22 protein-coding genes, 1 pseudogene and 1 riboswitch are annotated in these 25252 nt (G+C 69.4%); of the genes and pseudogenes, 15 read left to right on the top strand and 8 right to left on the bottom strand.

Going from position 1 to position 25252, the window contains the following annotated elements; genetic code table 11:
* Positions 1 to 333 precede the first annotated feature (333 nt).
* Positions 334 to 873 carry a GNAT family N-acetyltransferase gene (locus tag B0I29_RS32400; RefSeq protein WP_245972899.1) on the top strand — a complete coding sequence of 180 codons (540 nt, stop codon included), beginning with the start codon at positions 334 to 336 and terminating at the stop codon, positions 871 to 873.
* Here the strand turns inward: B0I29_RS32400 and B0I29_RS32395 are convergent.
* From B0I29_RS32395 to B0I29_RS32380, 4 genes are read right to left on the bottom strand one after another with little or no spacing between them, the layout of a single operon-like run.
* The gene (locus tag B0I29_RS32395) at positions 843 to 1421 is read right to left on the bottom strand and encodes a TetR/AcrR family transcriptional regulator (RefSeq protein ID WP_111652938.1); all 579 of its coding nucleotides are present in this window, start codon (positions 1419 to 1421) and stop codon (positions 843 to 845) included. The two genes, B0I29_RS32400 and B0I29_RS32395, sit on opposite strands and share 31 nt — an antisense overlap.
* Before the next feature lie 21 nt (positions 1422 to 1442).
* Positions 1443 to 5309 carry a thiol reductant ABC exporter subunit CydC gene (gene cydC / locus B0I29_RS32390; RefSeq protein WP_375790605.1) on the bottom strand — a complete coding sequence of 1289 codons (3867 nt, stop codon included), beginning with the start codon at positions 5307 to 5309 and terminating at the stop codon, positions 1443 to 1445.
* Entirely contained in the window at positions 5306 to 6286 is a 981-nt protein-coding gene (cydB, locus tag B0I29_RS32385; protein ID WP_111652937.1) for a cytochrome d ubiquinol oxidase subunit II, read from the bottom strand. The genes cydC and cydB overlap by 4 nt, the downstream gene beginning before the upstream one ends.
* Before the next feature lie 12 nt (positions 6287 to 6298).
* Positions 6299 to 7729, bottom strand: a complete 1431-nt coding sequence (locus tag B0I29_RS32380; protein ID WP_111652936.1) for a cytochrome ubiquinol oxidase subunit I — start codon at positions 7727 to 7729, stop codon at positions 6299 to 6301.
* A 91-nt stretch (positions 7730 to 7820) separates the two neighbouring features.
* Between B0I29_RS32380 and B0I29_RS32375 the strand changes: the two genes are divergently transcribed.
* The 6 genes from B0I29_RS32375 (at position 7821) to B0I29_RS47045 (ending at position 14427) form a co-directional block, all read left to right on the top strand.
* Positions 7821 to 8168, top strand: a complete 348-nt coding sequence (locus B0I29_RS32375) for a BlaI/MecI/CopY family transcriptional regulator (RefSeq protein WP_111653113.1) — start codon at positions 7821 to 7823, stop codon at positions 8166 to 8168.
* Positions 8165 to 9055 (top strand): M56 family metallopeptidase, encoded by an 891-nt coding sequence (locus tag B0I29_RS32370; protein WP_111652935.1) that lies wholly within the window; start codon positions 8165 to 8167, stop codon positions 9053 to 9055. Before B0I29_RS32375 ends, B0I29_RS32370 begins: the two co-directional genes overlap by 4 nt.
* A gap of 118 nt (positions 9056 to 9173) precedes the next feature.
* A riboswitch (cyclic di-AMP (ydaO/yuaA leader) is annotated at positions 9174 to 9308 on the top strand.
* 16 nt (positions 9309 to 9324) lie between these two features.
* Entirely contained in the window at positions 9325 to 10299 is a 975-nt protein-coding gene (locus B0I29_RS32365) for a C40 family peptidase (protein WP_245972893.1), read from the top strand.
* A gap of 186 nt (positions 10300 to 10485) precedes the next feature.
* Positions 10486 to 11784 carry an ATP-binding protein gene (locus B0I29_RS32360; RefSeq protein ID WP_111652934.1) on the top strand — a complete coding sequence of 433 codons (1299 nt, stop codon included), beginning with the start codon at positions 10486 to 10488 and terminating at the stop codon, positions 11782 to 11784.
* Complete coding sequence (locus B0I29_RS32355) at positions 11781 to 12908, top strand: tetratricopeptide repeat protein (protein WP_111652933.1); 1128 nt, start codon at positions 11781 to 11783, stop codon at positions 12906 to 12908. Before B0I29_RS32360 ends, B0I29_RS32355 begins: the two co-directional genes overlap by 4 nt.
* 244 nt (positions 12909 to 13152) lie before the next feature.
* On the top strand, positions 13153 to 14427 hold the full coding sequence (locus tag B0I29_RS47045) for a phosphatase PAP2 family protein (protein WP_245972892.1): 1275 nt from the start codon (positions 13153 to 13155) through the stop codon (positions 14425 to 14427).
* A 660-nt stretch (positions 14428 to 15087) separates the two neighbouring features.
* Here B0I29_RS47045 and B0I29_RS32345 read toward each other — a convergent pair.
* Positions 15088 to 15479: pseudogene (locus B0I29_RS32345) on the bottom strand (SCO5389 family protein).
* Positions 15480 to 15582: 103 nt separating this feature from the next.
* On the opposite strand from B0I29_RS32345, the gene B0I29_RS32340 reads away from it, so the two are divergent.
* Complete coding sequence (locus tag B0I29_RS32340; protein WP_245972890.1) at positions 15583 to 16263, top strand: tyrosine-protein phosphatase; 681 nt, start codon at positions 15583 to 15585, stop codon at positions 16261 to 16263.
* A 33-nt stretch (positions 16264 to 16296) separates the two neighbouring features.
* Here the strand turns inward: B0I29_RS32340 and B0I29_RS32335 are convergent, their stop codons facing one another.
* Entirely contained in the window at positions 16297 to 17493 is a 1197-nt protein-coding gene (locus tag B0I29_RS32335; protein WP_111653111.1) for a LolA family protein, read from the bottom strand.
* 144 nt (positions 17494 to 17637) lie between these two features.
* Here B0I29_RS32335 and B0I29_RS32330 point away from each other — a divergent pair, with 144 nt between their 5' ends.
* The 4 genes from B0I29_RS32330 to B0I29_RS32315 all read left to right on the top strand — a co-directional run bounded on the left by B0I29_RS32330 (position 17638) and on the right by B0I29_RS32315 (position 21675).
* Positions 17638 to 18606: an intradiol ring-cleavage dioxygenase gene (locus B0I29_RS32330; protein ID WP_111652931.1), complete on the top strand. Its 969-nt coding sequence runs from the start codon at positions 17638 to 17640 to the stop codon at positions 18604 to 18606.
* A gap of 178 nt (positions 18607 to 18784) precedes the next feature.
* Positions 18785 to 19531, top strand: coding sequence for a response regulator transcription factor (locus B0I29_RS32325; protein WP_375790604.1), 747 nt, complete (start codon positions 18785 to 18787; stop codon positions 19529 to 19531).
* Entirely contained in the window at positions 19515 to 20867 is a 1353-nt protein-coding gene (locus B0I29_RS32320) for a sensor histidine kinase (protein ID WP_111652930.1), read from the top strand. Before B0I29_RS32325 ends, B0I29_RS32320 begins: the two co-directional genes overlap by 17 nt.
* Positions 20868 to 20949: 82 nt before the next feature.
* Positions 20950 to 21675 carry a Pr6Pr family membrane protein gene (locus tag B0I29_RS32315; RefSeq protein ID WP_111652929.1) on the top strand — a complete coding sequence of 242 codons (726 nt, stop codon included), beginning with the start codon at positions 20950 to 20952 and terminating at the stop codon, positions 21673 to 21675.
* A gap of 237 nt (positions 21676 to 21912) precedes the next feature.
* On the opposite strand, the gene B0I29_RS32310 is transcribed toward B0I29_RS32315, so the two are convergent.
* Positions 21913 to 22311, bottom strand: coding sequence for an Imm10 family immunity protein (locus tag B0I29_RS32310; RefSeq protein ID WP_181558077.1), 399 nt, complete (start codon positions 22309 to 22311; stop codon positions 21913 to 21915).
* Between the two features lie 228 nt (positions 22312 to 22539).
* On the opposite strand from B0I29_RS32310, the gene B0I29_RS32305 reads away from it, so the two are divergent.
* Positions 22540 to 23022, top strand: coding sequence for a hypothetical protein (locus B0I29_RS32305; RefSeq protein ID WP_111652927.1), 483 nt, complete (start codon positions 22540 to 22542; stop codon positions 23020 to 23022).
* A gap of 98 nt (positions 23023 to 23120) precedes the next feature.
* Positions 23121 to 23660 (top strand): hypothetical protein, encoded by a 540-nt coding sequence (locus B0I29_RS32300; protein WP_111652926.1) that lies wholly within the window; start codon positions 23121 to 23123, stop codon positions 23658 to 23660.
* A 116-nt stretch (positions 23661 to 23776) separates the two neighbouring features.
* On the opposite strand, the gene B0I29_RS32295 is transcribed toward B0I29_RS32300, so the two are convergent.
* Positions 23777 to 24358, bottom strand: a complete 582-nt coding sequence (locus B0I29_RS32295) for a DUF4760 domain-containing protein (protein WP_111652925.1) — start codon at positions 24356 to 24358, stop codon at positions 23777 to 23779.
* Positions 24359 to 24582: 224 nt separating this feature from the next.
* Between B0I29_RS32295 and B0I29_RS32290 the strand changes: the two genes are divergently transcribed.
* Positions 24583 to 25041, top strand: coding sequence for a hypothetical protein (locus B0I29_RS32290; RefSeq protein ID WP_146616953.1), 459 nt, complete (start codon positions 24583 to 24585; stop codon positions 25039 to 25041).
* Positions 25042 to 25252: the final 211 nt, after the last annotated feature.

The following is a 25252-nucleotide window of genomic DNA, read 5'->3' as shown; positions in this document are numbered from 1 at the left end:
CTAGCGGACCCGAGCAGGGTCTCAACGCCGGCGATTCGAGCGGTTGCGCCGATAGTTGACGACACCCGCGACCACCAGCAGCACAGGCAGAACCAGTCCCCACATGAGCCAACCGTTCATCCCCCGAGCCTGCGCCGCCCGAGCCGCCCGCACCTCACCCCTGCCGAGTGAGACCTCCGAGTGAGACCCCCGAGTGAGACCTCCGGACCCACCTCACCCTTCAAAGACAGGGACATGGGTACGCGTAACCGAGCACTTCGCGGACGAAAAGGTGGCCGCAGCCGAGAAGGAGGCGCTGGACCTGCTGACCGGCGACTCTGCTTGACTCCTCCCGTGGGTTACTCCGAGGTACGCCTGATCGGCGCGGACGGCATCACCGACGACGAAGCGGCACAGACCGCCACCCTGCTGCACGACCTGGTGTCCGCCGGCGCGGCCCTCGGCTGGGTGGAACCACCATCACCCCCGGAGGTCCACCGGCTGCTGGAGTCAGTGGCATCCGGCATACCTTCCGGCGACGCCGCCCTGGCCCTGGCGACGACCGCGACCGGCGAGGTGACGGGTGTGGGCTACTGGCGCCGTTACGACCGCCCCACCCACCGGGTCAACGCGGACCTGGAGAAACTGGCCGTCTCCCCGGCAGCGCAGGGCGAGGGCCTGGGCCGCACCCTGCTGACCACACTGGTGGCCGCCGCCCTGCACCAGAATATCGAGACACTGACCCTGGACCTACGAGGCGACAACACCCGAGCGGCAGCCCTCTACGAGTCAGCGGGCTTCACTCGATACGGCACGCTGAACGCCTTCGTAGCGGTGGGCGACGAACGCTACGACAAGCTCCTCTACTCGCTGGATCTCCGAGCGGCAGGCTGACCCGACGCCACCAGTTCGGTGACCCAGTCGACGGCTGTCGGGGCCTGCTCCGGGCTGCTGGCGTACAGCCCGTTCACGACCAGCCACACCCGGTCGGCGAAGACGTCGGGTGACGTCGTCGCGAGCTGCCCCACCAGCCGATCCACCTCGGCGCGCGTGTCGGCGAGATACCCCTTGGCGACCCGCGCCGGCTCGTCGTCGTCGCCCGGGAACTCGGTCAGATAATTGCGGAACGCGCATCCCCGGTACCCCGGCCTCCGTACCCAATCAGCGATCTCGGCGACCAGCGCGATCAGCCGTTCACCCGGAGTCCCGGCCCAGCGCAGCGCCTCGCCGGCGGATTGGGCGCGTTCGCGGCGGACCAGGTCGAGGTACGCGGCAGCCAGGTCGGCCTTGCTGGGGAAGTGCCGGTAGAGCAGGTTCTTGCCGCACCCGGCCACCTCGACGACCTGTGCCATGCCGACGGCCCGGACGCCGTGCTCGTAGAAGAGCCCGGCGGCGGCGGTCAGGATCGTGTCGCGGGTGCCCGGGGTGGGCGTTCGTGCCATGACGCCCACTTTACGGACCGATCAGTCCATCCTGGCGTAAGTAGCCTGATATGGGATGGATTGCAGATCGATCACCCGGTCCACCAGATCAAGACCTTCCGCGCGATGCGCGAAGATCAGCACGGTACGCCCGGACGCCGCACCCAACAGGTCCGCCATCAACTCCTGCGCGCCGGCTTCGTCGATCCCCTCCGTCGGCTCGTCCAGAATCAGCAGGTCAGGCTCCGCCAGCAGCGCCCGCGCGGTCGCCAGCCGCCGCCGCTGCCCGCCCGAGATCGTGCTTCCGCCGGTGCCGAGCCAGGTGTCCAGGCCGTCCGGCAGCGCCGCCACCCACGCACCGAGCCCCACCCGCGTCAGCGTGGCCACAAGCTGCGCATCGGTCGCGCTCGGCGCCGCGAGACGCAGATTCTCCCGTACGGTCGACGCGAACACATGTCCCGTCTCGTCCCCGACCAGCACGGTCTTCCCGTCGAACGCGACCGTTCCGGCCCACGGATCGATGAGCCGGCCGAGCACCGCGGCCAGCGTCGACTTCCCGGAGCCGGACCGCCCGGTCACCGCGGTCCGTGATCCGGCGGGCAGTTCGAGGTCGAACCCGTCCAGAACCGGCGGCAGGTCGCGATCCCATCCGGCGGTCAGATTCCGTACCCGGAGATCGGGACCTGAAGAGGGACTGGCCTCACTCAGGGTGACCATCGCGGAGGCCGGCGGTTGCGCCGTCAGCGTGCCCACCCGCCGCGCCGCGCCCGCCGCCTGCCGCCGCGCGATCGCTGCCTCCGGCAGCGCCACCACCGTCTCACCCAGGGTGATCATGCCGAGCAGCACCACCGCGCTCCACTCGGCGGACAGACCGGACCGGGCGAGCACGAGGGCGGTCCCGGCCGCTGCTGCCCCCCACCCGAGGTGGGCGAGCGCCGCAGCCAGGCCTGACTCACGCGCCGCGCGCGCCTCCAGCTCAGCGAGGGTCCGGCTCCGATCCATGGGTACGCTCGAACGAGCCGAACCGGAACCGACCTCCTCGATGCCGTCCACGGTCTCGACGACAGCGTCCCGGAGCGAGGCCCGTGCGGCGCCGGTGGCAGCGTCGAGCCGGCCGGCCTGCCAGGCGGCCACAGCCGGCGCGAGCACTCCGGCGATCAGCACACCGACGGCGAGCGGCACCACAACAGCGGGTGCCGTCCCGAGCGCGGCCAGTCCCGCGACCACGACGGTAGCCGCCGTCGCATAGGCCGGGAGCCGCCCGCGCAGCAGCCCGTCAACCTGGGCGTCCACGTCGTCGACGAGCTTCGTGAGCAGGTCACCCCGCCGATGCGCGCGCCGCCCCGGCACCCGCGGGATCAGATCGGCGTAGACCCGCGCGCGCCGCCGCCCCAGCCGCGCGAAGGCGAGGTCGTGCGAGACGAGCCGTTCGAGGTAACGCAGCAGCGGCCGCGCGACGGCACTTCCGCGTACCAGGACGACAGCCCCTGACAGCGTCAGCACCGGCGGCAGCGACGACGCCCGTACGAGCAGCCACGCGGCAGCCCCGGTGAGCAGCACCCCGGCAAGCGAGGCCCCGGCCCCGAGCCCCACCGCAACCCAGGGCCGCCGCAACCGCTCCCACCGCTGACCGCTTCCCACCGACCCGCGCACGCTCCCCACAGCCACACTGCCACCCCCACCCCGGCTGTCACCCAGGGCTGCCGGCTGTACGTCAGGGCGACCGCCCTGTTCAGCCGTTCCGGTCTGGCTGTCGCTCAGGGCTGCCGGCTGCACATCACGGCGACCGCCCTGTTCGGCCGGTCTGGATTGGCTGTCGCGTGCAGCCCGGCTGTCACTCAGGGCTGCCGGCTGCACATCATGGCGGCCGTGCTGTTCGGCCGGTCCGGTTTGGCTGTCGCGTGCGGACCGGCTGTCGCTCAGGGCTGCCGGCTGTACGTCACGGCGACCGCCCTGTTCAGCCGCGTCCGGGGGGTTGAGGGTCACCACTCGGTCGGCGGCGGACAGCAGGGCCGGGCGGTGGGCTACGACCAGGAGGGCGCAGCCCTGGCCGGCCAGGTCGCGAAGGCGGGCAATCACCAGCTTCTCGGCGGCGGCGTCGAGGTGGGCGGTCGGCTCGTCGAGCAGCAGCGTCACCACCGGCCGCGCCCGCAAACCGCTGGAACTGACCGCCCCGTCGGCCCCGCGGGAACCGGCGGCGCCGTCCGTCCCGTTGGAACCGGCCGCCCCGGCCGCCCCGAGGGACGCGAGCGCGGTGGAGGCTCGGTGCAGCAGAGCGGCCAGGGCGAGGCGCTGGCGCTGGCCGGAGGAGATGCCAGCGCCGTGTTCGCTCAGGGGAGTGGAGGCGGTCACCTCGCCGTTCAGGCCGACGGTTCGCAGCGCATCGGCGATCTCGGCGGGGGAGGAGTCCGGGGGGAAGACCTCCGCGACGGTACGGGCGTGCGGAAGCGACGGCCGCTGCGGCAGATAGAAGGCGCACCCCACGGCAAGAGCACCCGTTTCGGCGGGGTGAAGCCCGGCGAGTACCCGCAGCACCGTCGTCTTGCCGGCGCCGGACGGGCCGCGCAGCGCCACCGCCTCACCGGCCCGGACCGTGAGCTCCGGCAGGAACACCGCGTCCCGCACCGAACCGGGGTACCGCGCGCGCAGGCCGCTCACCCGCACCCCCCAGCGCCCCGAGCCACCCCAGAAAGCCGCGCCGCCCAGCGCCCGATCTCCCAGCGCCCGATCTCCCAGTGCATGATCTCCCAGTGCTTGATCTCCCTGCGCCCGGTCCTCCGGTGCTCGATCTCCCCGCGCCTGATACTCCAACGCCTGATCCTCCAGCGCCCGGCCTGCGGGAACATCCCCAGGCGACGAAGCGGTGAGGATCTCATCCACGTCGGCGATCACGGCCGTGGCATCGGTGGCCGCGTGATAACGGGCCGCCATCTCGCGCAGCGGGCGATACGCCTCCGGGGCCAGCAGGATCACCAGCAGCGCGGGCGCCAGCTCCATCGAACCGGCCGCCACCCGCAATCCCGCCTGGACCGCGATCAGGCCGACCGAGAGCGTGCCCACCAGATCCAGCGCCGTGGACGACAGGAACGCGACCCGCAGCACCCGCATCGTCGCGCGCCGGTGCTGGTCGGTGAGGTCGGCGATCACTGCGGTCTGGCGTTCGGCGCGGCCGAACACCTTCAGCGTCGCCAGGCCGCGGACCACGTCGAGGAAGTGGCCGGCCAGCCGCGCGTCGGCTACCCAGCGCTGCCGGGCACGGGCCTGTGTCGCCCAGCCGATCAGCGCGCCGAGCAGCGGGATCAGCGGCAGCGTGAGCAGTGCGATGATCGCCGAAGCCGGGTCGACGACGAACATGACCAGGATGACCAGCGGCGGCAGGATCACGCCGAGGGCCACCGCCGGGAGATATCCGGAGAACCACGGCTTCAGCGCGTCGAGGCCGGTTCCGAGAACCGTGGCGAGCCGCCCCGAACCGTAGTCCGCCACCCACGCCGGCCCGCGCCGGACGACCGCGTCCAGCATGGAGCGGCGGAGTTCGTCGGTGACCCGGGCGGCGGTGCGCCGGGCGACCACCTGCTCGGCCCAGGCGAGCACGGCCCGCGCCACGAACGCCCCGGCCAGCAGTAGAACCCCAGCCGAAACAGCCCCGCGCCCGGAGCCGTCAGCAGAGCCACCGACAAAGCCACCGCCCACAAAGCCGCCACCGACAAAGCCACCAAAGCCAGCGCCACCAAAGCCAGCGCCGCCAAAGCCAGAGCCACCTGCCCCCGCGACGATCCAGCACAGAGCGACCGCGAGCGCGAGCGTCGCAGCAGCCTGACCAGCCCCGATCAGCGTGAGAAGCGCTACCCCGGCCCGGCTGCTCCGAGCATGCCGCAACAGCCGCGGATCAACAGGACCACGACTCACGACGCGACCCGCTCGCTCGAGACCCGACGGCGGAAAACCCAATAAGACCAGATTTGGTACGCCATAACGCCCGGCAACACGATCACCCCGGCCACCGTGATCAGCCGCAACGCCTCCGGCCCGGCTGCCGCGCCATCCCTGGTCAGCGACCATGCTCCCGACAGCGTGCTGCGCAGCACTACGTCGCCGTGCACCAGGAAGACAGCGACCACCGACGCGGCCACGCCCGCCGCGACCGCCACGAACGCCGCTGCCTCACGGGCTCGGCGGGCCAGCACCCCGGCCCCGAAACACAGGACCGCTGCCAGGAGGGCGATGCGGGATCCCGTACCGATGCCAATGATCAAAAGGGCGACCGCGCCGCCGATGCCGGTGTGGCGTGCCAGGTCGCGTGCCCGGCGGCGCACCGGGCCGGTCGTGCGCAGCGAGAGGAACGTCGCACCCAGCAGGATTGCGGCGAGGAGCGCGCCCAGCGCGCCGAGCCCGGCGGCGGGGGTGAGCAGCGGGCTGAGGCTGCGGGAGACGCCGACGCCGGTGACCTCGCCGTCGGCGCCGAGCGCGAGGCCGTGCACGAAGATGCCGAGGACGGCGCCCCAGAGCAGCACGATGCCGCCGGAGGAGAGAGCGAGCAGCGCGTCGCAGCGCCGGCGCCAGCGCGACGACGAGTGTTTGCCGCGGAACTCCAGCGCCACGCCGCGGATCGCGAGCAGCAGCAGGATCAGGACCATCGGCAGATAGAGGCCGGAGAGCAGGGCGGCGTACCAGTCGGGGAAGGCGGCGAAGGTGACGCCGATCGCGGCGACCAGCCAGACCTCGTTGCCGTCCCAGAAAGGCCCGACGGTACGGATGACGGCACCTCGCTCGTGTTCGTCGCGCCCGAGGACGGGGGTGAGCATGCCGACGCCGAAGTCGAATCCTTCGAGGACGAAGTAGAGCACCCAGGCGAGGACCAGGATCGCGAACCAGAAAGTGACCATGAGTACGCGCTCCTAGTAGGCCGGGACGGGTTCCGGGGCCGATGCGACGGCTTGGTCGGGTTCCAGTGGCTGGCGGGACAGGTGCATGACCAGCCGGGTCCACACCACCGCCAGGATTCCGTAGACGAGCGTGAACCCGGCCAATGATGTGATCACCTCGGCGCTGGTGAGTCCCGGCGAGATCCCGTCGGCCACCTTGGAGATGCCGAAGGCGAGCCAGGGCTGGCGTGCCGTCTCGGTGAAGATCCAGCCGAAGGTGTTCGCGGCGGCGGGCAGGATCGGGGCGAGCCAGATGAGCCGGAGGAAAATCGTCGGCGTGCCGTTGCCGGGGCGCAGCATCGCCGGCAGGAACCGCAGCACCCGGAGCCGGAGCAGGGGGAACCTGCGAGGCGACGTCGACCAGAGGTGGAACGCGGCCACCGCCATGGCGAGGATCCCGGCGCCCATCATCAGCCGGAACGTCCAGAACGCCACCGGGATCATCGGCACGTAACTGCCGGGCCCGTACTGGGCGGCGTAGGCGGCCTGCAGGTCGTCGATGCCCTGCACGGTCCCGTTGAACGACCCGGTGCCGAGGAAGGACAGCAGCTTCGGTACCTCGATGCTGAAGAACGGCCGGTCGTGGCCGAGCTCGCCGATCGCGAAGACGGAGAACGGCGCGCCGGTGGTCGTCTCGTAGAGCGCCTCGGCGGCGGCCATCTTCATCGGCTGCACGGCCGTCATGACCTTGCCGATGTGGTCACCGCTGATGACGGTTCCGAGCCCGCCGACCAGCATGATCCACGCACCGAGCCGGGAGAGCGTCCGGAAGGCGGCATCCGCCGTGAAGCGCCACACGCCGATCGCCAGGAGCAGCCCGCCGCCGGCCATCGCCGCGCCGGCCATCGTGTGCGGGAACGCGGCGAGGACCACCTCGTTGGTCAGCAGCTCGGTGAAGCTCGTCAGGTGCGCCCGGCCGGTCTCCGGATCAAGGGCGTACGCGACCGGGTTCTGCATGAACGAGTTGGCCGCCAGGATGATGTACGCCGACAGCAGCGTCCCCACCGCGACGATGACGATCGTGGCGGCGTGCAGGCGGCGGGGCAGCCGGTCCCACCCGAAGTACCAGAGGGCGAGGAACGTCGCTTCGAGGAAGAACGCGAGCATCCCCTCGATGGCGAGGGTGGGTCCGAAGACGTCGCCGTAGAAGCGGGCGAACGCGCTCCACCCGAGCCCGAACTGGAACTCCTGGACGAGCCCGGTGACCACACCGACCGCGAACGTGACGATCAGCAGCTTGCCGACGAACTTCGTCAGATGCAGGTATTTCTCCTGACCCGTGCGCATCCACGCCAACTGGAGCCCGGCCGCGGCCGAGGCCAGGCAGATCGACAGCGGGACGAAAAGATAGTGATAGATCGTCACGACCGCGAACTGCAGCCGGGTCAAATCGAGCACGTCCACGAGGTTCCCCCAACGAAGTACGACGCTTCGTAGTAGATACTACGCCTTGTAGTACGACGCGATGACGTAGGAGCCCCGTAGGATGGGAACCATGGCGATGGGGGACCTCGAACGCGAGGTCATGACGAAACTCTGGGACGCGCGCGAGCCGCTCACGGTCCGGCAGGTTCACGAGTTGCTCAGCCGTGATCGCGACCTGGCGTACACGACGGTGATGACCGTGCTGGACCGGCTCGCCAAGAAGAAGCTGGTCACCCAGCAGAAAGCGGACCGCGCCTACAGGTACGCCCCGGTGCAGTCGCGCGAGGAGATGACCGCCGGCGTGATGCTCGACGCGCTCAGCGCCACGCCGGACCGGGATGCCGCGCTCGCGTACTTCATGGGGCAGTTGCCACCTGAGGCCTTGAAGGCAGCGATCGAAGCTTCGCGCCAGCAGTGACCGCCCTCCTGCTGGGCGCCCTCGGACTGACACTGTCGCTGATCGCGCCCGGCATCCTGGCGAACGCCCGCTGGCCCGACCGTGCCCCGGTCGCCGCCGTCGTCCTCTGGCAGGCGCTCACGCTGACCGCGGTGCTCTGCGCGCTCGGCGTGGTGCTGGCCGCCCCGGAGGAGCTGACCCGGGCGGCCGGTGCCCGGCATCCGGAGACAGTGGTCGCGCTGGTGCTGTCCCTGGCGGTGGCCGCGACGATCGTGATCCGGCTGCTCATCTCGCTGGCCCAGGTGACGTCGCGGGCCCGGGCCCGCCGCGACCGGCACCGGATGCTCGTCGACCTGCTGGACCACGTCGAGCAGCGCGGCGAGATCGGTGGTGAGGTACGGGTTCTCGACGGGGCGCTGCCGATGGCGTACTGCGTGCCCGGCCGGGATCCCCGGGTGGTGCTCAGCGACGCCGTCCTCAAGGTGCTCGACCGCGAACAGGTCGACGCCGTCCTCGCTCACGAGCGCGCCCACCTGCGGCACCGGCACGAGCTGGTGATGGAGTCGTTCACCGCGTTCTACCAGGCGGTGCCGAAGCTTCTGCGGAGCCGGGCGCCGCTTGATGCCGTACACCTGCTGTTGGAGATGGTGTCGGACGATGCCGCGCGGCGCCGCACCGGGCCTGAGCCGCTGCGGGCCGCGTTGTCGCGTCTCGCGGACGCGTTGCCGCTCGCTGAGGGAGCCGCCGGCGAGACCAGGCGGCGGCGGCTGGACCGGCTGGATCTTCCGGAGAGCCGGTCGCTCTCAGTGGCCGCGATCGTCGCCGCAGCGGGTCTGCTGGTGCTACCCACGGTGATCTTGGTAGTGCCCTGGTTGGGCCGGGCGCTCGATGCATGGCCATTTCAATAACCCTGGGTAATGGCAATGGTGCTCACGGTTCCAGCGTGCGGCCCTCCTTCATTTAGCCTTCTGATCCCGGTACGGTGGTCCCGGTTCGGTAGCCCCCCATCGCCCGACCGGTCGATCTGCCGAACCGCCGCCTAAACGCAGACGCGTGCCGGGGACCCAGGTGTTTCCGGGGTGAAGCCGCTCCCTGTGAGCGGCCGGGCAGCTTCCCGCCCGAACCCGTCAGCTAACCCGGTCGGTGGTCGAGTGGGAAGAAAGGACAACGCACCTAAGTGAAACGGAAAGGCGTTCTACGCGGTCTGCTCTGCGTAATTGCCGCGGCCGGAGTCGTTCTCACTGGTCCCGCTGTTGCCCACGCCGAGCCCACGCCGGCGAGCGTCGAGAAGCAGATCGACGAGCAGTGGAACAAGCTCGAGCCGGTCATCGAGGAGTACAACTCGGTGCACACAAAGCTGAAGAAACTGCGCAAGCAGCAGACTTCGCTGGCGAAGACCCTGACTCCATTGCAGGTGAAAGTGGACGTCGCCATGGCCCAGGTCCGGGGCATGGCGGTCGATGCCTACATGCAGGGCCCGCCGAACGCGTTCAACGCGATGCTGATGAGTGGCAGGCCGACGTCGCTGACCGAGAAGCTCTCGCTCCTCGACCAGCTCGCCGTCCACCAGACCGAGTCGATCGCGAACGTGGCCAAGCTCCGCGACAAGTACGCAGGTGACAAGGCCACCGTCGACCAGCTCGCCACCGAGATCGGCGCCCGGGACAAGGACCTGGCGTCGAAGAAGAAGGCGATCGAGAAAGAGATCAAGGACCTCCAGGATCTCCGGATCGCCGCCTACGGTTCGGCGAACGTCGATGACGGTGCGCTGCGCACCGGGCCCTGCCCGGTCACGTACACCAACGACAAGGGTGGTCGCGCGGCGCAGAAGGCGTGCGACCTGATCGGCAAGCCTTATGTCTTCGGCTCGAATGGCCCGAACAGTTATGACTGCTCGGGTCTGACGCAGAAGGCATGGGCGTCGGTCGGTGTGTCCCTCGAGCATTACACGAAGGACCAGTGGGGCTCGACCAAGTCAGTGAGCCGGAGCGAGTTGAAGCCGGGTGACCTCGTCTTCTACTACTCCGACATCCACCATGTCGCCATCTACATCGGCGGCGGCAAGGTGGTCCACGCACCGCACACGGGCGACTACGTGCGGATGGCGACGATCGACCGTGGCCCCATCGCGGGATATCGCCGGCCAGCCTGAGAAATGCCAAGAAGGGCCGTTTCTCGCATTCATCGCGAGGGGCGGCCTTTCTGCGTTTCGCACGCTATTTCTTTGGTACGCGTGAACACGGTCGGTGACGGTTCTCACAGTTCCGCCTCGTCCGCCGCCGGCCGGAGTCCCCGGTGCACAGCAGGTACTTACCCGGCAGGGGCATAATCGCGTGTCATGAGCGACGCCTTGATCGACAGCCTCACCGCGGCGGTGCGGGCCCGGCCGGACGACCTCCCGTTGCGCCTGCACCTGGCGGAACTGCTGGTGTCCGCGGGCCGTGGCGGCGAGGCGATCGGGCACGCTGCGCAGGTGCTGGCCAGTGAGCCGGGCAACGTCACCGCTCAGCAGCTGATGGCCCAGGCGCTGGCACCAGCGGCCCCGCCGGTTCCCGCGGCGCCGGCCGACCCCGCCTCGCCGCCCGCTTCTGCCGCGCCGCCTGGTCCGGCTGTGCCGCCCGCCTCTCAGCCCGCCGCGACCGGCCCGGCCGGCGTTGACTGGGGTGCTCTCGAAGAGCAGTTCGGCGACTCCGTGCCGCCCCGGTTCGCCCGCTCCTCCGCCGACGGCGAGCCGGACGCGGTACGCGGCCACCAGGACCGTGTCTTCGACGTGGAACGCGCCACGATCACTCTGGCCGACGTCGGGGGCATGGCCGACGTGAAGAAACGCCTCGAGGTCTCGTTCCTCGGACCGCTGCGCAACCCGAAACTGCGGTCCCTGTTCGGCAAGAGCCTGCGCGGCGGCCTGCTGCTGTACGGTCCGCCCGGCTGCGGCAAGACGTTCCTGGCCCGCGCGGTCGCCGGCGAGATGGGCGCCGCGTTCCTCTCGCTGAGCATCACCGACGTGCTGAACATGTGGGTCGGCAGCTCGGAGAAGAACCTGCACGACCTGTTCGAGTCGGCCCGCGGTCACGCCCCGTGCGTGCTGTTCCTCGACGAGATCGACGCGCTCGGGCACAAGCGCAGCCAGTTGCAGTCGTCCATGCGTACCGTGGTGAACCAGCTGCTCACCGAGCTCGACGGTGTCGAAGGCGGCAACGACGGGGTGTTCGTCCTGGCGGCCACGAACGCTCCCTGGGACGTCGACGCGGCCCTGCGGCGTCCGGGGCGCCTGGACCGTACCGTCCTGGTGCTGCCGCCGGACCGTGCCGCCCGCGCCGCGATCCTGGAGTTCCACCTGCGGGACCGCCCGGTTGCCGGCATCGACCTGGACCAGGTCGCGCAGGCCACCGAGCACTTCTCCGGCGCCGACCTGGCGCACCTGTGCGAGACCGCCGCCGAGTACGCGATGCGCGACTCGATCACCACCGGCGAGATCCGCATGATCGGCCAGGCGGACATGCTGGCCGCCGCCCGCGAGCTGCGCCCGTCGACGGACGCGTGGTTCGCCACGGCCCGCAACGTGGCGATGTTCGCGAACGAGAGCGGCGAATACGACGACCTGGCGGCGTACCTGAAGAAGCGCAAGGTGCGGTGACGCCGGCAACCCGTGCCCGAGCACTCGCCGACGTCGGCCGCCTCGCGGACGCCGAGTCCGAGGTGCGCCGCGCCCTGGCCGAAACCCCGGCCGACCCGGACCTGCTGACCCTCCTGGCCGGCCTGCTCCGCCTCCAGACCAGCGCCGCTCAGACCGGTGCCGCCCAGACCAGTGCCGGCCGGAACATTGCCGGTCAGAATCGTGCCGCCGAGGCGCTGGCCGTGGCCCAGGCAGCGGTGGCAGTGGCGCCGCACCTGCCCGGCACCCACATCGAGCTGGCCGAGTGCCTCCTGCTGGCCCCGGCACACGAAAAGTCCAGTCTCCAAAACCAAAAAGCCGCCACCCCAAACTCAGCCGGCACCTCGCATTCTGACGCCGCCCTCCGCGCCGCCGAGGAAGCCGTCCGCCTCGACCCCACGCACCCACCCGCCTACCGCGTCCTGGCCCGCGTCCACGACCAGCGACGTGACTTCCCCCGAGCCCGCGACGCCGCCCACCGCGCCCTCGCGCTCAACCCCCGCTCCATCCCCGACCTCCTCACCCTCGGTGAGATCGAACGCCACGCAGGCCGCCGCAAACCCGCCCGCGAAGCGATCGGAAAAGCCCTCGCCCAGGACCCCGACAACCCGGACGGCCGCTGGCTGATCGCGCTGCTCGACGCGGAACGGCTCCGGGTCCGATCGTCGATGCGCAGCCTGCGCGAACTCGCCGCCGATCATCCGGCCCGCCTCGACACCACCGCGCTGACCTGGCCGGTCCGTGGCCTGCTCAGCGGCTTCCGCCGGGGCCTCGGAGCGGGCGTCCCGCTGGTCGCGGTGCTGGCGCTTGGGGCGTACCCATGGCCCTCCTGGCAGATCGCCGCCCGCGCCGCAGCCGTAACGGTCGTGCTCGTGATGATCGGTTTCGGTCTGCGCGTACTGATCCCCGCAGGTCTTCTGCCATGGCGCTGCGTCACGCTGCTGCCGGCGCGCACGCGCCGCGCAGTGCGCACCGGATGGGTCGCGGCAGGCGCGACGGTCACGCTCCTGCTGGGGTACGCGCTAACCGCCCACTGGCCGCCGTTGATCGCCGCGTTCGCAGCACTTGCCCTGCTCATGGCCACCGGACGCAGTGACCGGACCTGATCCGAGGGCCGCGTCAATGTAACGGCGTTGTTACCAATGCGCGTTACATCACTATCTGCCGGTTAAATCTTGCCCAACATGCAAGATCGCCGGATGCTTCTCCTTGCGTCACCGACGGGGGAACAAGTTATGGCGAATTCAGGCTCACCTTGACCGGCCGTCACCCGCACGCCACCGGCGTCCGGGTGCCGAACGCCGATGTCTCGCAATTCCCGCCTTCATCGCATTCCCCGGGGAGCTTGCCGTGAGTGTGCCGTCCTCCTTGACGCTCCCGAAATGCCCGGACAAGCCGGGCGGCGAACCGTCGGACCCGGGAAGCGCCCGGCCCGGCTTCCTCGCGGCGCTGCGCTCCGCCCTGCGGGAGATCGCGCTGGTGGCGGTGCTGTTCGGCGTCTACAAGGTGGGCCGGCTTGCCGCCGACGGCCACGTCGACGAGGCGTTCCGCAACGCGCGCGTGGTCTGGGACGTCGAACGCTGGCTGCACCTGCCCAGCGAACTCGCGGTCCAGCACACCCTGCTCGACTGGCGAACCCTGGTGGAGATCGCCAACACCTATTACGCGTACGTGCACTTCCCGGCGACCGCGGCCTGCCTGATCTGGCTGTACCTCTACCGCCCGGCGCACTATCGCTGGACCCGCAACGTCCTGACGCTGCTCACCTCCGGCGCGCTGCTGGTGCACTTCGTGATCCCGCTGGCCCCGCCGAGGATGCTGACCGACACCGGAATGCTGGACCTGGGCCACCTCTTCGGCCCGGCCGTCTACGGCAACCCGGAGACCGACCACTTCTCCAACCAGTACGCCGCCATGCCGTCCCTGCACTTCGGCTGGGCCCTGGTCGTGGCGATAGCCCTGATCTCAGCGATTGGCGGCCGCCACCGAGCCCTCTGGCTCCTGCACCCGGCCATCACGCTGCTGGTCATCGTGGCGACGGGCAACCACTACTGGCTGGACGCGATAGCGGCAGCCGCCCTGACCGCGGCCGCCTACGCCCTGCTGCGCAACCACCACCCCAACCCACCAGCCCTCACCACCCCGACCCCAGCCCCCGCCCCAGCCACCGCGCCTCCACCGGCAAGGTCCGCAGCGGCGACGTCCGCAGCCCCCGCGCCTGCATCGGCAATGTCTGCAGCGGCGACGTCTGCAGCCCCCGCGCCTGCACCGGCAATGTCTGCAGGGGCAACGTCCGCAGCAGACACGCCTGCGTCGGCATCGTCTCCAGCGGCAACGTCCGCAGTAGCCACGTCTCCAGCGACGACGTCCGCAGCAGCCACGCCCTCTGCCGCTATGCCCTCTGCGGCGACGACAGCATCGGCGCCGCTTGCAAGGGCCGCGGGTCCATCGGCCGTAGCCCCGGCGAGCGCCGCAACGCTCGCCGTCGCGGCGCGAACCGGTTCGGTCTCGGTCACCCGGATCCGGTCCACCTCACCCGCGGAAGGCCCGACCTCCATCCCCGCGGCCCAGCTGGCAGCCACCCGGGCACCGAAACTCCCGGCCCAGCGCCGCACCTCCCTCTAGGCCTCCCGCCCGCGCCCCGGCGACACGATCAACTCTGGCTGCTCTCACCGCTGACCTAGCTGGTCAACTGAGGTGGCCGCTTTCCCGGGGGATGCGTGACGTCGAACGGTGGCCGGGCGCGCTCTGTCGCCGTAAGTCTCATGGCGGCGTGGGCGAGCCGTAGCTCAGATAGGTCATCAGCCCCGATGACCTATCTGAGCTACGGCTCGCGTCGAGCACCCGGGTCGTTCCAGCGGCTGTCTCGCCCAGCGGCTGTCTCGCCTAGCGGCCGGGTCGGGTCCGCTTGGCGGGGCCGACGGCATCACACCGCGAGCATTCCGCCCGGTGTGTCGAGTTGAGGCGCGTATCGCACCCGAAATCGACACACAGCAGGCGATCCGCGGGGTGCGTGTCGAGTTTGGGGGCGTAGCGAACCCGAAGTCGACACACCCGTCCTGGCCTGCGCGATCTTGGGCCGCCGATGCCGTCGGGGTGTGGTTCGGGGACCACGATCGCCACGGTAGGCCCGGGGCTGAAGGCGAGCACGACCGAAGCGTCCACTGCCAGCTGGATCTCCATTGACCAGCAGGGTCACTGCGGTCTCACCGCGGCGGAAACAGCCGTGAGAGCCAGCCGGCACCGTCGGGCGGTGACCCCCGGGGCCGCCGGCTGGCGCCCGGTTCAGCAGTTGCGGAGTTCGGGGGACTGGTTCAGCAGCTGGCCCTCGGCGACAGGAATGCCCGGTGACGCTCGCCGCCGACCTGGCCGAAGTCGAACGCGGCCACCCGGTGGCAGTTCTGGAACGCCAGCTTCGCGCCGAAGTGGCGCTCCAGCCCGCCTCGGATCGCATCGCTGGCGAGGGCGCGCAGCAGCTGCCCACGTTCGGTCTCCGAAGGCGGCGCAACCTCGTGGTCGGCGAACCCGCCGTCGCCGGACCGCAGCTCGGCCATCACCGTGCTGACCACGTCCCAGGCGTAGGGCAGCGATTCCCGTACGCACGCGACGAACTCGGCGTCCGAGACCTCGCCGCGTTCGGCGCTGGCGAGCAGGTCGGGAGAAACGTTGAGCGACATGGATTATTCCTTCCGTGGACAACGAACCGATGTCACGGACCATCTTGCTGGAAATGGTTTTCATTGTGAAGTAGCTGTCGCGGCGTGTTCTACGCTCACGGACGTGAAGCTCGACTGGCCCGACTGCCGCAACGTCCGCGATCTCGGCGGCACCCCGACGACCGGCGACGGCGAGATCCGTACCGGCGCGCTGATCCGCGCGGACAGCCTCGGCCTGCTGACCCCGACCACGCAGGCGACCCTCCGAGAGGCGACTCTCCGAGAGCCGGCGTCACAGGGGCAGAGGCAGACGCAGAGGCAGGGGATCGCTCTGATCCTCGATCTGCGCTGGCCGCACGAATGCGTCCAGGACCCGAACCCGTTCGCCGGTGAGGCCGTCTACCGGAACGTTCCGATGCTGGACTACCCGCTGGCCTACGAGCCGCCGGACGACACCTACGCGCCGATGCTCGACCATCACGGTGAGCGGATCGCCCGGGCGCTCCGGACCGTCGCGGCCGCTCCGCCGGGTGGGGTGGTGGTGCACTGCCACGGTGGGCGGGATCGGACAGGGCTACTGGTGGCGCTGCTCCTCACCGTCGCCGGAGTGGATCCGGACACGATCGCTGAGGACTTCGCGCGTACCCCAGGCTGTGAAGCGAGCGCGATGCGCGACACGCTGACGCACGCCGAGCGACGCCATGGTGGCGTCCTGGCCTACCTGCGCGAGGCCGGTGTGCCGGCCGGGGATCTCACCGCGATCCGGCAGCGGCTGTCGCAGGCGGCACGAAGCCCCGCCGCGTAGGGAACGCGACGGGGCTTCGTGGGGCGGAATCGGTCAGGCGACCGCGTAGAGAGCCTCCGGGGAGACCGCTCCGGCGAACACCCGGCCATCGTCCGTGATCAGCGCGCTGAACAGCGAACCGCTCAGCAGCCGGCCACTACCCCAGTCGCCGCTCACCTTCGGCAGCGTTTCGAGGAGGCCCTCGACCTGGAGATCGCCCAGGGGCGAGGACGAGGACGCGGACGGCGCGGGCTTGGCCGAGGATTCGGCGCCGGCAAGCGCGTCCTCCGGCAGCTTCGCCGAGATGATCGTCGTCCAGCCCTCACCGATGACCTTGAAAGCGTCGGACTCGGCGCCGGGCTTGCCCGCTTCGTGCTTGCCGGCCCCTTGGGTGTTGGCCTCCGGCTTGACCGCGTCCGGCTTCTCCGCGAGCTCCTTCTCCGTCGGCGGCTTGACCTCTTCGATCGAGGCGTTCGGCGGCGGGTTGAAGGCGAACTGCTGTGCGTCCGGGACCTCGAAGCTGACCTGCTCGAACGCCACCCGCACGGCGGGCTTCGAGGCGCTCTTCGCATAGACGTCGACGCGCAGCGGGATGTGCTCGACCGCGTCGATCGCGAGCCGGACCTGGCCGACCAGCGAGTTGGTGTCACGCGGGCTGAGCACGAGTTCGTACGCGTCCCGCCCGGCCACCTCGGCCGCACCGGTGGTGGCGACCGCAGTGGTCTCGTCGATCGCGGCGAGTGCAGCGTCGGCGGCGTCCTGCGGCGTTGACGGAACGCCGCTGGGAAGCGCCTCCTGTGCCTGCTTCTCGGTGGCGTCCTTGGGCAGCGTCACGTGCGTGCCGCTGTTCTCGCTGCTCTTCCAGATCCACACGTTGCTGTCGTTGCGGATCACGTCGGTCTCGCCGTCGGTGCCGAGCAGCGCGAGCCGTACCTTCTCCTCACCCGCGTACCAGACGCGGGCCGTGTTGCTCCCGGACACCAGGCTGGTGAGGCCGCCGCCTTCGACGTTCTTCAGCAGGCCGGCGATGCCGGGCAGTCCGAGGTCGGTGCTCTGTACGACGGTGCCGGAGAAGCCCTCCGGGTCGGCGCTCTGCAGGTCCACCAGAAGCTGCGCGGCGGAGCGCTCCGGCAGGGCCGGGTCGGCGCTCGCCACGATCGTTCCGGCCGCCGCGCCGCCCCCGATGACCGCCACTGCGGCGGCCGACGGAACGAGCCAGCGCAACGCCGGCCTTGACCTGAACACGGACACGATGTCCACCTCCCCTTTTCTGCTCACCATCGTGCGCTGCCGCCGCTGTGACCAGGCTGAGAAAGTCCCTTAAGGGGCACCACTGAAGGGTCGGTCAGATAGCTTGAAAGTCCTCATAAAAGACAAAAAAGACGAAAGGCTTTCATGGGTACGTATGAAGGGCGCCCGTTGCCCCGCCCGGAGGAAGACCTGTTCGACCAGGGCCTGGCCTTCGACATCGGGACGATTCAGCGGCGGCAGGTCCTGCGGGCGTTCGGGCTGGGTGCGGTAGCGCTCGGACTCGGCGCGTGCGGCGACAGCGACGGCGACACCCCGACCGTGGCCACCTCGGAGACGAACACGGTCAGCGAGATCCCGGACGAGACCGCCGGCCCGTACCCCGGTGACGGCTCCAACGGACCGAACGTCCTGACCGAGGACGGCATCGTCCGCAGCGACATCCGGTCCAGCTTCGGCGACAAGACCACCACCGCCGAGGGCGTGCCGATGACGCTCACGCTGACCATCAAGGACCTGGCGAACAGCGGCGTGGCCTTCGCCGGCGTCGCGGTCTACGTCTGGCACTGCAACCGGTCGGGGGAGTACTCGCTCTACTCCGACGGCATCACCGAGGAGAACTACCTGCGGGGTGTGCAGGTCGCCGACGACGCCGGCCAGGTGAAATTCACCAGCATCTACCCGGCGTGCTACTCGGGCCGGTGGCCGCACATCCACTTCGAGGTCTACCCGGACCAGGCGAGCATCAGCGCGTCCACCAACGCGATCGCGACGTCCCAGGTCGCGATGCCGAAGGACACCAGCGACCTCGTCTTCGCCACCACCGGGTACGAGGCCTCGGTCACGAACTTCGCCCAGGTCACCCTGGACAGCGACAACGTGTTCGGCGACGACTCCGGCGCCAGCCAGCTCGCCACCGTCAGCGGTGATGTGACCAGTGGGTACGCGGTCTCGCTGGAGGTCGGCGTGGACACCGGGACGACACCGACCGGCGGCCAGAACACCGGTGACGGCGCGCCGAGTGGTGCGCCGATGGGGTCCGGTGGTCCCGGTGGCGGTGGCCCGGGTGGGGCGCCGCCGAGTGGCCCGCGCCCGAGTGGAGCCCCGCCGAGCTAGTTCTGGCGGGGTTTGGCCCTGCCCCTGGGCCGGTCCTGCTCCTGGGCCGGTCCTGCTCCTGGGCTGGCGCTGCTCCCGTGCTGGCGCTGCTCCCGTGCTGGCGCTGCTCCCGTGCTGGCGCTGTGAGATCGCTGAGAGCCGCTCCCTGGCAATGGCATGAGCGTGCCAAGGTATGTGAGTGCGCTTGCTGGTGGTGGAGGACGAGGCTCGGCTTGCCGCCGCGCTGCGACGGGGCCTGCAGGCCGAGGGCTTCGCGGTCGACGTGGCCGGCGACGGCCAGGACGGCCTGGAGATGGCCCGCCACGGCGGATACGACGCGATGATCCTCGACGTGATGCTGCCGCGCCTCTCCGGTTACCGGGTGGTGCGGCAGCTGCGCGCCGAACGGCACTGGCTGCCCGTACTCATGCTGTCCGCGAAGGACGGCGAGTACGACCAGGCCGACGGCCTCGACTGCGGCGCCGACGACTACCTGACCAAGCCGTTCTCGTACGTCGTCCTGCTCGCCCGGCTGCGTGCCCTGCTGCGCCGTGGCGCGCAGGCACGCCCGGTGGTCCTCGCCTTCGGTGACGTCGAGCTGGACCCGGCGGAGCGCCGCGTGCTGGTGGCGGGCAGCGAGGTGACCCTGACGGCGCGCGAGTTCGCCCTCCTCGAATACCTGATGCGCCGCCCCGGCCAGGTGGTCTCCAAAACCGAGCTGCTCGACCACGTCTGGGACGCTGCTCTGGAGACCGCGCCGAACGCGGTCGAGGTCTACGTCGGCTACCTGCGCCGCAAGATCGGCCGGGACCGGCTGGAGACGGTCCGCGGCGCGGGCTACCGGCTGGCGATAGCGACCGGCGAGACGGCGACCGGCGAGACGGCGACCGGCGAGACAGCGACCGGCGAGACGGCGACCGAGGGAACTGATGCGTCGCCCGAGTGAGCTGAGCCTGCGGGCCCGGCTGCTCCTGGTCTCCGCCGCCGGCCTGATGCTCGGCCTTGCGGCGGGAGGTGTTCTGCTGGTCGCCGCCCTCGGGTTCGCGCAGGGCCGTGCCATCCACACCGAGGCCCTGGAAACGGCGAGTGGCGTGAAACGGCTGGTGGACCAGGGTTCGCTGACCGACCCGATTCCGGTCACCCCGGGCGTTCAGGTCCAGGTTGTGGACGACCAGGGCCGGGTGATCGCCAGATCCGCCACCGCCGACCGCCTGGTGCCGATCCTCTACACCGACGAGCTGCGTGACCTGGCCGACGGCAGCAGCGTGGAGATCCCCGGCAATCGCATCGGTTTCGACGGCGAGGCGCGCGTGGCGAAGGTCAGCGCCGGCCCGCCCACCGACCCTCTGACCGTGCTCGTCGCGCGGTCCACCGACGAGCTCCAGCAGAGTGTGCATCTACTCAAGATCACCCTGTTGGTGCTGTTCCCGCTGCTCGTGGCGCTGCTCGCGGCGGGTCTGTGGCGAGCGCTCGGCGCGGCGCTGCGCCCGGTCGACGCGCTGCGTGCCGGCGCCGAGGAGATCACCGGCGGCACCCGGGCCGGCCGCCTGCCGGTGCCGGACTCCCGTGACGAGGTACACCGGCTCGCGGTCACCCTCAACGACATGCTGCACCGGCTCGACGCCGGCCGGGCCCGGCAGCGGGCGTTCGTCGCGGACGCCGCGCACGAGCTGCGCAGCCCGCTGACGAACATGCGTACCGAACTGGAAGTGGCCCAGCACCTGCCGGACGACACCGACTGGCCGGCGCTCAGCGACGACCTGCTCGCCGACGTGCAGCGGCTCTCCCGGCTGGTCGACGACCTGCTGCTGCTCGCCCGCTCGGACGAGGGTGTACGGGCGACCGGCCGCGGCGTGGAGAGCCTGGACCTCGGCGACCTGGTGTCCCAGACGGCCGAGCGCTTCCCGGACGTCACGGTGATCGACGCGGAGGGCCCGCTCCCGTTCACCGGCGAGCCGGACGCCCTGGCCAGAGTGGTGGCGAACCTGCTCGACAACGCGGTCCGGCACCGCAAATCAGTCGTGACCGTCCGCGCCACCGCCGACGGGCCGTCGCTGCTCATCGTCGTGGACGACGACGGCCCGGGCATCCCGGGCGCCGACCGCGACCGGGTTTTCCACCGCTTCACCCGCCTCGACGACGGCCGGGCCCGCGACGCCGGCGGCTCCGGCCTGGGCCTCGCCATCGTCCGCGAATTGGTGCGGCGGCACGGCGGTACGGTCACCCTGGGCGACGCTCACCCTGGATTGCGGGTCACGGTACGCCTACCGTCCACGCCCTGAACCTGGCTAAGCTGCCCGCGCATCGAAGATCATCCGGCCGGGTTTTCTCCGGCCGGGTTTCACGGTTTCACGGGAGCGCGGCATGAAGTCACGGATCTGGCACGGCACCCTGGCCGGGATCGTCGCCATCTCGCTGATCATCCAGATCGTGCTGACCGCGACCGACACCGCGCCACACGCCGTACCGGCGGACCCCGAACCGGCCGTCACCCGCTTCGTCCGCCTGTTCAGCTTCTTCACGATCCAGAGCAACCTGCTCCTGCTGATCGCGACGATCGCCCTGGCCCTGAACCCGGACCGAGACGGCCGGCTCTGGCGGGTCATCCGCCTCGACGCCCTGCTGGGCATCGTGATCACCGGCATCGTCTACGCCACCATCCTGGCCGGCCAGGTGGAACTGCACGGCGCCGCCTGGCTGGCCGACTTCGGCTTCCACTACATCGCCCCGTGGGCGGCGTTGCTCGGCTGGCTCCTCTTCGGCCCCCGCCCCCGCATCGACGGGCGCACCCTGGCCTGGGCAGCGGTGTGGCCGGCGTTCTGGATCAGCTACACCCTGGCCCACGGCGCCGTCACCGACTGGTACCCGTACCCCTTCGCCGACGTGACGGTCCTCAAATATCCGACCGTGCTGATGAATCTCGGCGCGGTCGTGGTGCTGGCGGCGTTGATCGCCGCGGCGTTGCGCTGGCTCGACACCCGCATTCCGTTCGGGTCACCGGCGGCGCCGGCGGTTGAGGCTCCCGAGGTATCGCATCCCCGTGCTGGTGGGGAGACTGTCGTGGAACGGGAGAGTGGCGCGAGTCGGTAGATCCGAGCCCATGTTCCTTCCGCGCTGTAGTTCCGTGGTGCGAGCCGGCGGGCAGCTGCGGAAGTTGACTCGGGTTGTCCGCGGTAGTCCCGGCGGCGGGACCACAAGGATGGCTGCACGCCTTCGCGTGGCACGTGGCCTGTTGCGCCGGCCTCAACGCGGACGCACTCCTTTAGCCGATGAGAGTGCGACAGACGCGAAGGGCAGGAACTGGCTTAAGGTCCCCGTGATAACTGCCTAAAAGCCGTTAAGGGCAGGAATCTCTGAATCCCTGCCCCAGTTCACGACTTGGGGCAGTCCATCGCGGAAGGCCGCAAGAGAATCAGCGTCAACGTCGAGCTTGATGGTACTGATTTCAGGTAGTCCGATGGTTGCGGAGGCGTCTGGCGATATCGTCAAGGTCAGATCCGAGCCAGCCAACTTCGCTGAGCGGAGCCCACCGTAATGGGTTCGGCCATCGCCTGTGGTGAGGCAGTAGGTATCGAAACTAAGTCGCACGTCCTGCTCATCGGGCTCGTAGTCAGTGCGTTGAAACATCAGCGCGAAGCCCGACCCATCAGGCTCTTCGGCGAAACCCGCCTCGATCACTTCATCCGCGTCGTCAATCTCGAATCCTGCTACCCGAGCAACTATCACTCTGCGACTTTGCATCCGGGACTCCCGCTGAACCGTCACGCTGCCTTATGTCCGCGCCAACTGAACCAGAACATCATGACGCTGCTGATCTGGTGCTGCGCTCGCGAGAACGGGCTCCAGAACCCACTGATCTGCCGCGATCAGCGTCTTCCGGGTCGCGCCGGGGCTTCGCCGACCTGTGACTCGCCACGGTGATTCAGCGGATCAAACCAGAAGTAGCATCGTCTGATGACCTCATCCTCGCCGGTCACTCGGTCGTCGTTGCAGGAGCTGGTGCCCATGGAGGCCCCGCAATCGCTGACTGACCTGCCCACCCGTGTCTGGGATGACGACGAGTGGAAGCGGATCAAGCTGGGTTACGCAGCTCGCGGCATGGATGAGAAGTGGGACGTCCTCGTCGAGGGACAGGTGGCGTACCTGCATCGCAGTTGGACAGGCTTTGCCGTTTTCGAGGTGACGTTCTCTTCGGTCAAGGGCGGCTGGCGCATCTCGGAAGCGCTGGTGGAGTCGGCACAGTCCCGCCAGAGACGCGGCTCGCACCGGTATGCCAGAGTGCTACTCGAACTCGTCCTCAGCAATGTCGTGCTGGGCGAACCGGCTATCGACCTTCGAGATGAGATGGTCGCTCTGCTCACCTCGAAACCGGGAAACGCTGAGGTCCCGACGGCGGCGATCGAGCAAAGCGTAATCGGCCTCCGATCGTATTCTTGAGCAACATCCAACCTACTCACACCCGGTTGCCGGACTCGCTCCTGTTTGCCCGCCCCGCTGGCACAATGATCATGTCGAGCCCCACCTACACTTTGGCTGTGGCAGAGAACGGCGAACAGTGGTGTGACTGGGTACGGCATTGGGCCACCGACATCGATGCCGCCGTGAGCAGCATGATGGCGACCTTCGAGGCGGACTACGGCTACCCGGCCGGCGTCAATGAGGTGCGGTGGGCAACCGCCGGCGACCGTGTCGACGCCGAGCGCTACCGGAGCGACCCACTGGCATCAGGGCCGATGGCGGACTTCTACACAGTGGTCGCCGAGGTGAGCCTGCCGGATGTCGGTAATGGCATCTTCATCCACAGCGCAGCGAGTGCCCTCGCGCTCCGCGACGAGATCGGCTACGTGTTCTTACCCCGGGCGGATGATCCACATGGCCTGCTCATCGGATCTACCGGCGGCGGCATTCAATTCGTCATGGACTGGGCCGGCTGCGTGCATCGGTCGATCAGCGCATCCTTGGATGGAGATTTCGAGCAGGTAGCGTGCACGACCGAGCAATTTCTGACTCAACTGCGATACGCAGTATCTGAGTTCGTCACGGACAACCGAATCGTGGTTCTTGACAATTCGTGATGCCGCTCTTGGATTCCGCACCTTGCAGTGACTCAACACCCTCTTTTGCCGCAGATAACGCGCACGCAGAGTGTTTCGGCCTCCGCCGGGCGGCCCTCGTCCCCTCCTCCCGCCCTTTAGTTCGGCTCCTGCTCCGTGCGTGGTCGTGGCGTGGCAGAGGACTCGGGCGGCGCTGGACGGGACGTGTGCGTTGGTCCAGCGTACGGATGCAGGTTGAGTTTCTCGTGGATGGCGGCCGGCGGTGTCCGGGTACTGCGGTACGCCAGGTCTTCCAGGTAGATCCACAGGTTGCTGTTGCGCTTGTTGCGTTCGGCGCGCACGAAGGGCTCGATCGCCTCCCAGATGCGTCGGGCCTGTGAGCCGTTGGAGCCGATGATCAGCTCCTCCTTGACGATGCCGTGGGCGACGAGCTTGCCGAGGTCGTCGTAGAGGCCGCCCACCATGCGCAAGTGGGACCGGACCTCCAATGACAGGTCCGTATACGGTTGGACCGGTTGCCGGGGAAGTTCGTCGAAGACGAACTGTTGGGCGTCGAAGAACTCCTGGGTTCGGAACCGGCTGAAGACTTGGAGCACGACTGGCAGGGCGTAGCCGTCCATCGTGGTTCGCGTCTGCCGGAGCGCGAGCGTCCCGGAGACGATCAGCGAGACGACGGAGATGGCGATGGAGATGAGTGAGATCGCTGTTATGGCGTCCACGCATCCAAGGTAATCGATCAGACTGGGCTCCGCGAAAGCGAACTGCCGGCAGGCGGCGGGCCGACACCCCTGAAACGACGGCCGTTCGGCGTCCTCCTCTGCCGCACATCGGACGCTACTGAGAGTCACCGCAGCTACGGCCCGGTGGTGCTGACGAGAGTGCCTCGGGTCGCTCCGTCCGGGCGCCGTCGTATCGTGTCGCCGGGCGCAGGAAGGGTGATGCGGTGTTTCGACTGGAACGAGGAGTGACAGGGTTCTGCTCTGGCAAGGAGCTGAAACTCCCGGAGGTCCCGGTCCGCACGTTCCGCGACGGTTGCTACGCCGCCGCACGGGCAGCCGGTGGCGCCGTCGAACGGGTCTTCGAGAGCGCCTATCCGCGCAACTTTCACTCCGCTGCAATCGTCGCGCCGAATGACCGGATCGCGATCCTCTGCAACGCCGTATACCCGTGGATCGCCTTCGCGGGAGCGGGCGCCGGGGACCTTGAGTCGAAAGCCTTCGTTGACCCGCCGGCCTGGGCCGCCGCCTTCGCCGAGATCGGCTTCGTCGTGATGAGTCGTCAGGTGCTCGGCTCGCCGCTCGGCAGCGTGGATACCGCTGCGCTGGGAAAGGCGGAATGGCTGCAGATTGATTCGTGGCGACCGGCAAGCGTGGGCGAAGCGGTGTTCAATTTCTGGGACTGAGCTTTTGAAGAGTCGACGCGCTCATGCCGCGCGTAGGGCGTACCGCGCTGCGGGCGGACGTGTGCGGTTGCGGCTTTGCTGTAGCAACCAGGTCACGCGGGGTGGCGTGCGGCCGGCGTGACCACGCGGATGATGGAAGCGCCGCCGACAGTTTGTCCGCCCTGTTTCATTGCTGTGGTCAGGTTGTAGTACCCCGGCCCGGCATCGGAGC

The sequence above is a fragment of the Actinoplanes lutulentus genome, assembly GCF_003259845.1.
GTDB classification, from domain to species: domain Bacteria; phylum Actinomycetota; class Actinomycetes; order Mycobacteriales; family Micromonosporaceae; genus Actinoplanes; species Actinoplanes lutulentus.
Note: the sequence above shows the minus strand (reverse complement) of the source record. Positions and strands in the feature narration are given on the sequence as shown.

Bases quoted from the DNA above. Each gene is read 5' to 3' on its own strand.
- B0I29_RS32330 (WP_111652931.1), top strand. From the start codon at position 17,638: ATGGGTACGTATGAAGGGCGCCCGTTGCCCCGCCCGGAGGAAGACCTG.
- B0I29_RS32360 (WP_111652934.1), top strand. From the start codon at position 10,486: ATGAGCGACGCCTTGATCGACAGCCTCACCGCGGCGGTGCGGGCCCGG.
- B0I29_RS32320 (WP_111652930.1), top strand. From the start codon at position 19,515: ATGCGTCGCCCGAGTGAGCTGAGCCTGCGGGCCCGGCTGCTCCTGGTC.
- B0I29_RS32395 (WP_111652938.1), bottom strand. From the start codon at position 1,421: ATGGCACGAACGCCCACCCCGGGCACCCGCGACACGATCCTGACCGCC.
- B0I29_RS32305 (WP_111652927.1), top strand. From the start codon at position 22,540: ATGACCTCATCCTCGCCGGTCACTCGGTCGTCGTTGCAGGAGCTGGTG.
- cydB (WP_111652937.1), bottom strand. From the start codon at position 6,286: ATGGTCACTTTCTGGTTCGCGATCCTGGTCCTCGCCTGGGTGCTCTAC.
- B0I29_RS32315 (WP_111652929.1), top strand. From the start codon at position 20,950: ATGAAGTCACGGATCTGGCACGGCACCCTGGCCGGGATCGTCGCCATC.
- B0I29_RS32375 (WP_111653113.1), top strand. From the start codon at position 7,821: ATGGCGATGGGGGACCTCGAACGCGAGGTCATGACGAAACTCTGGGAC.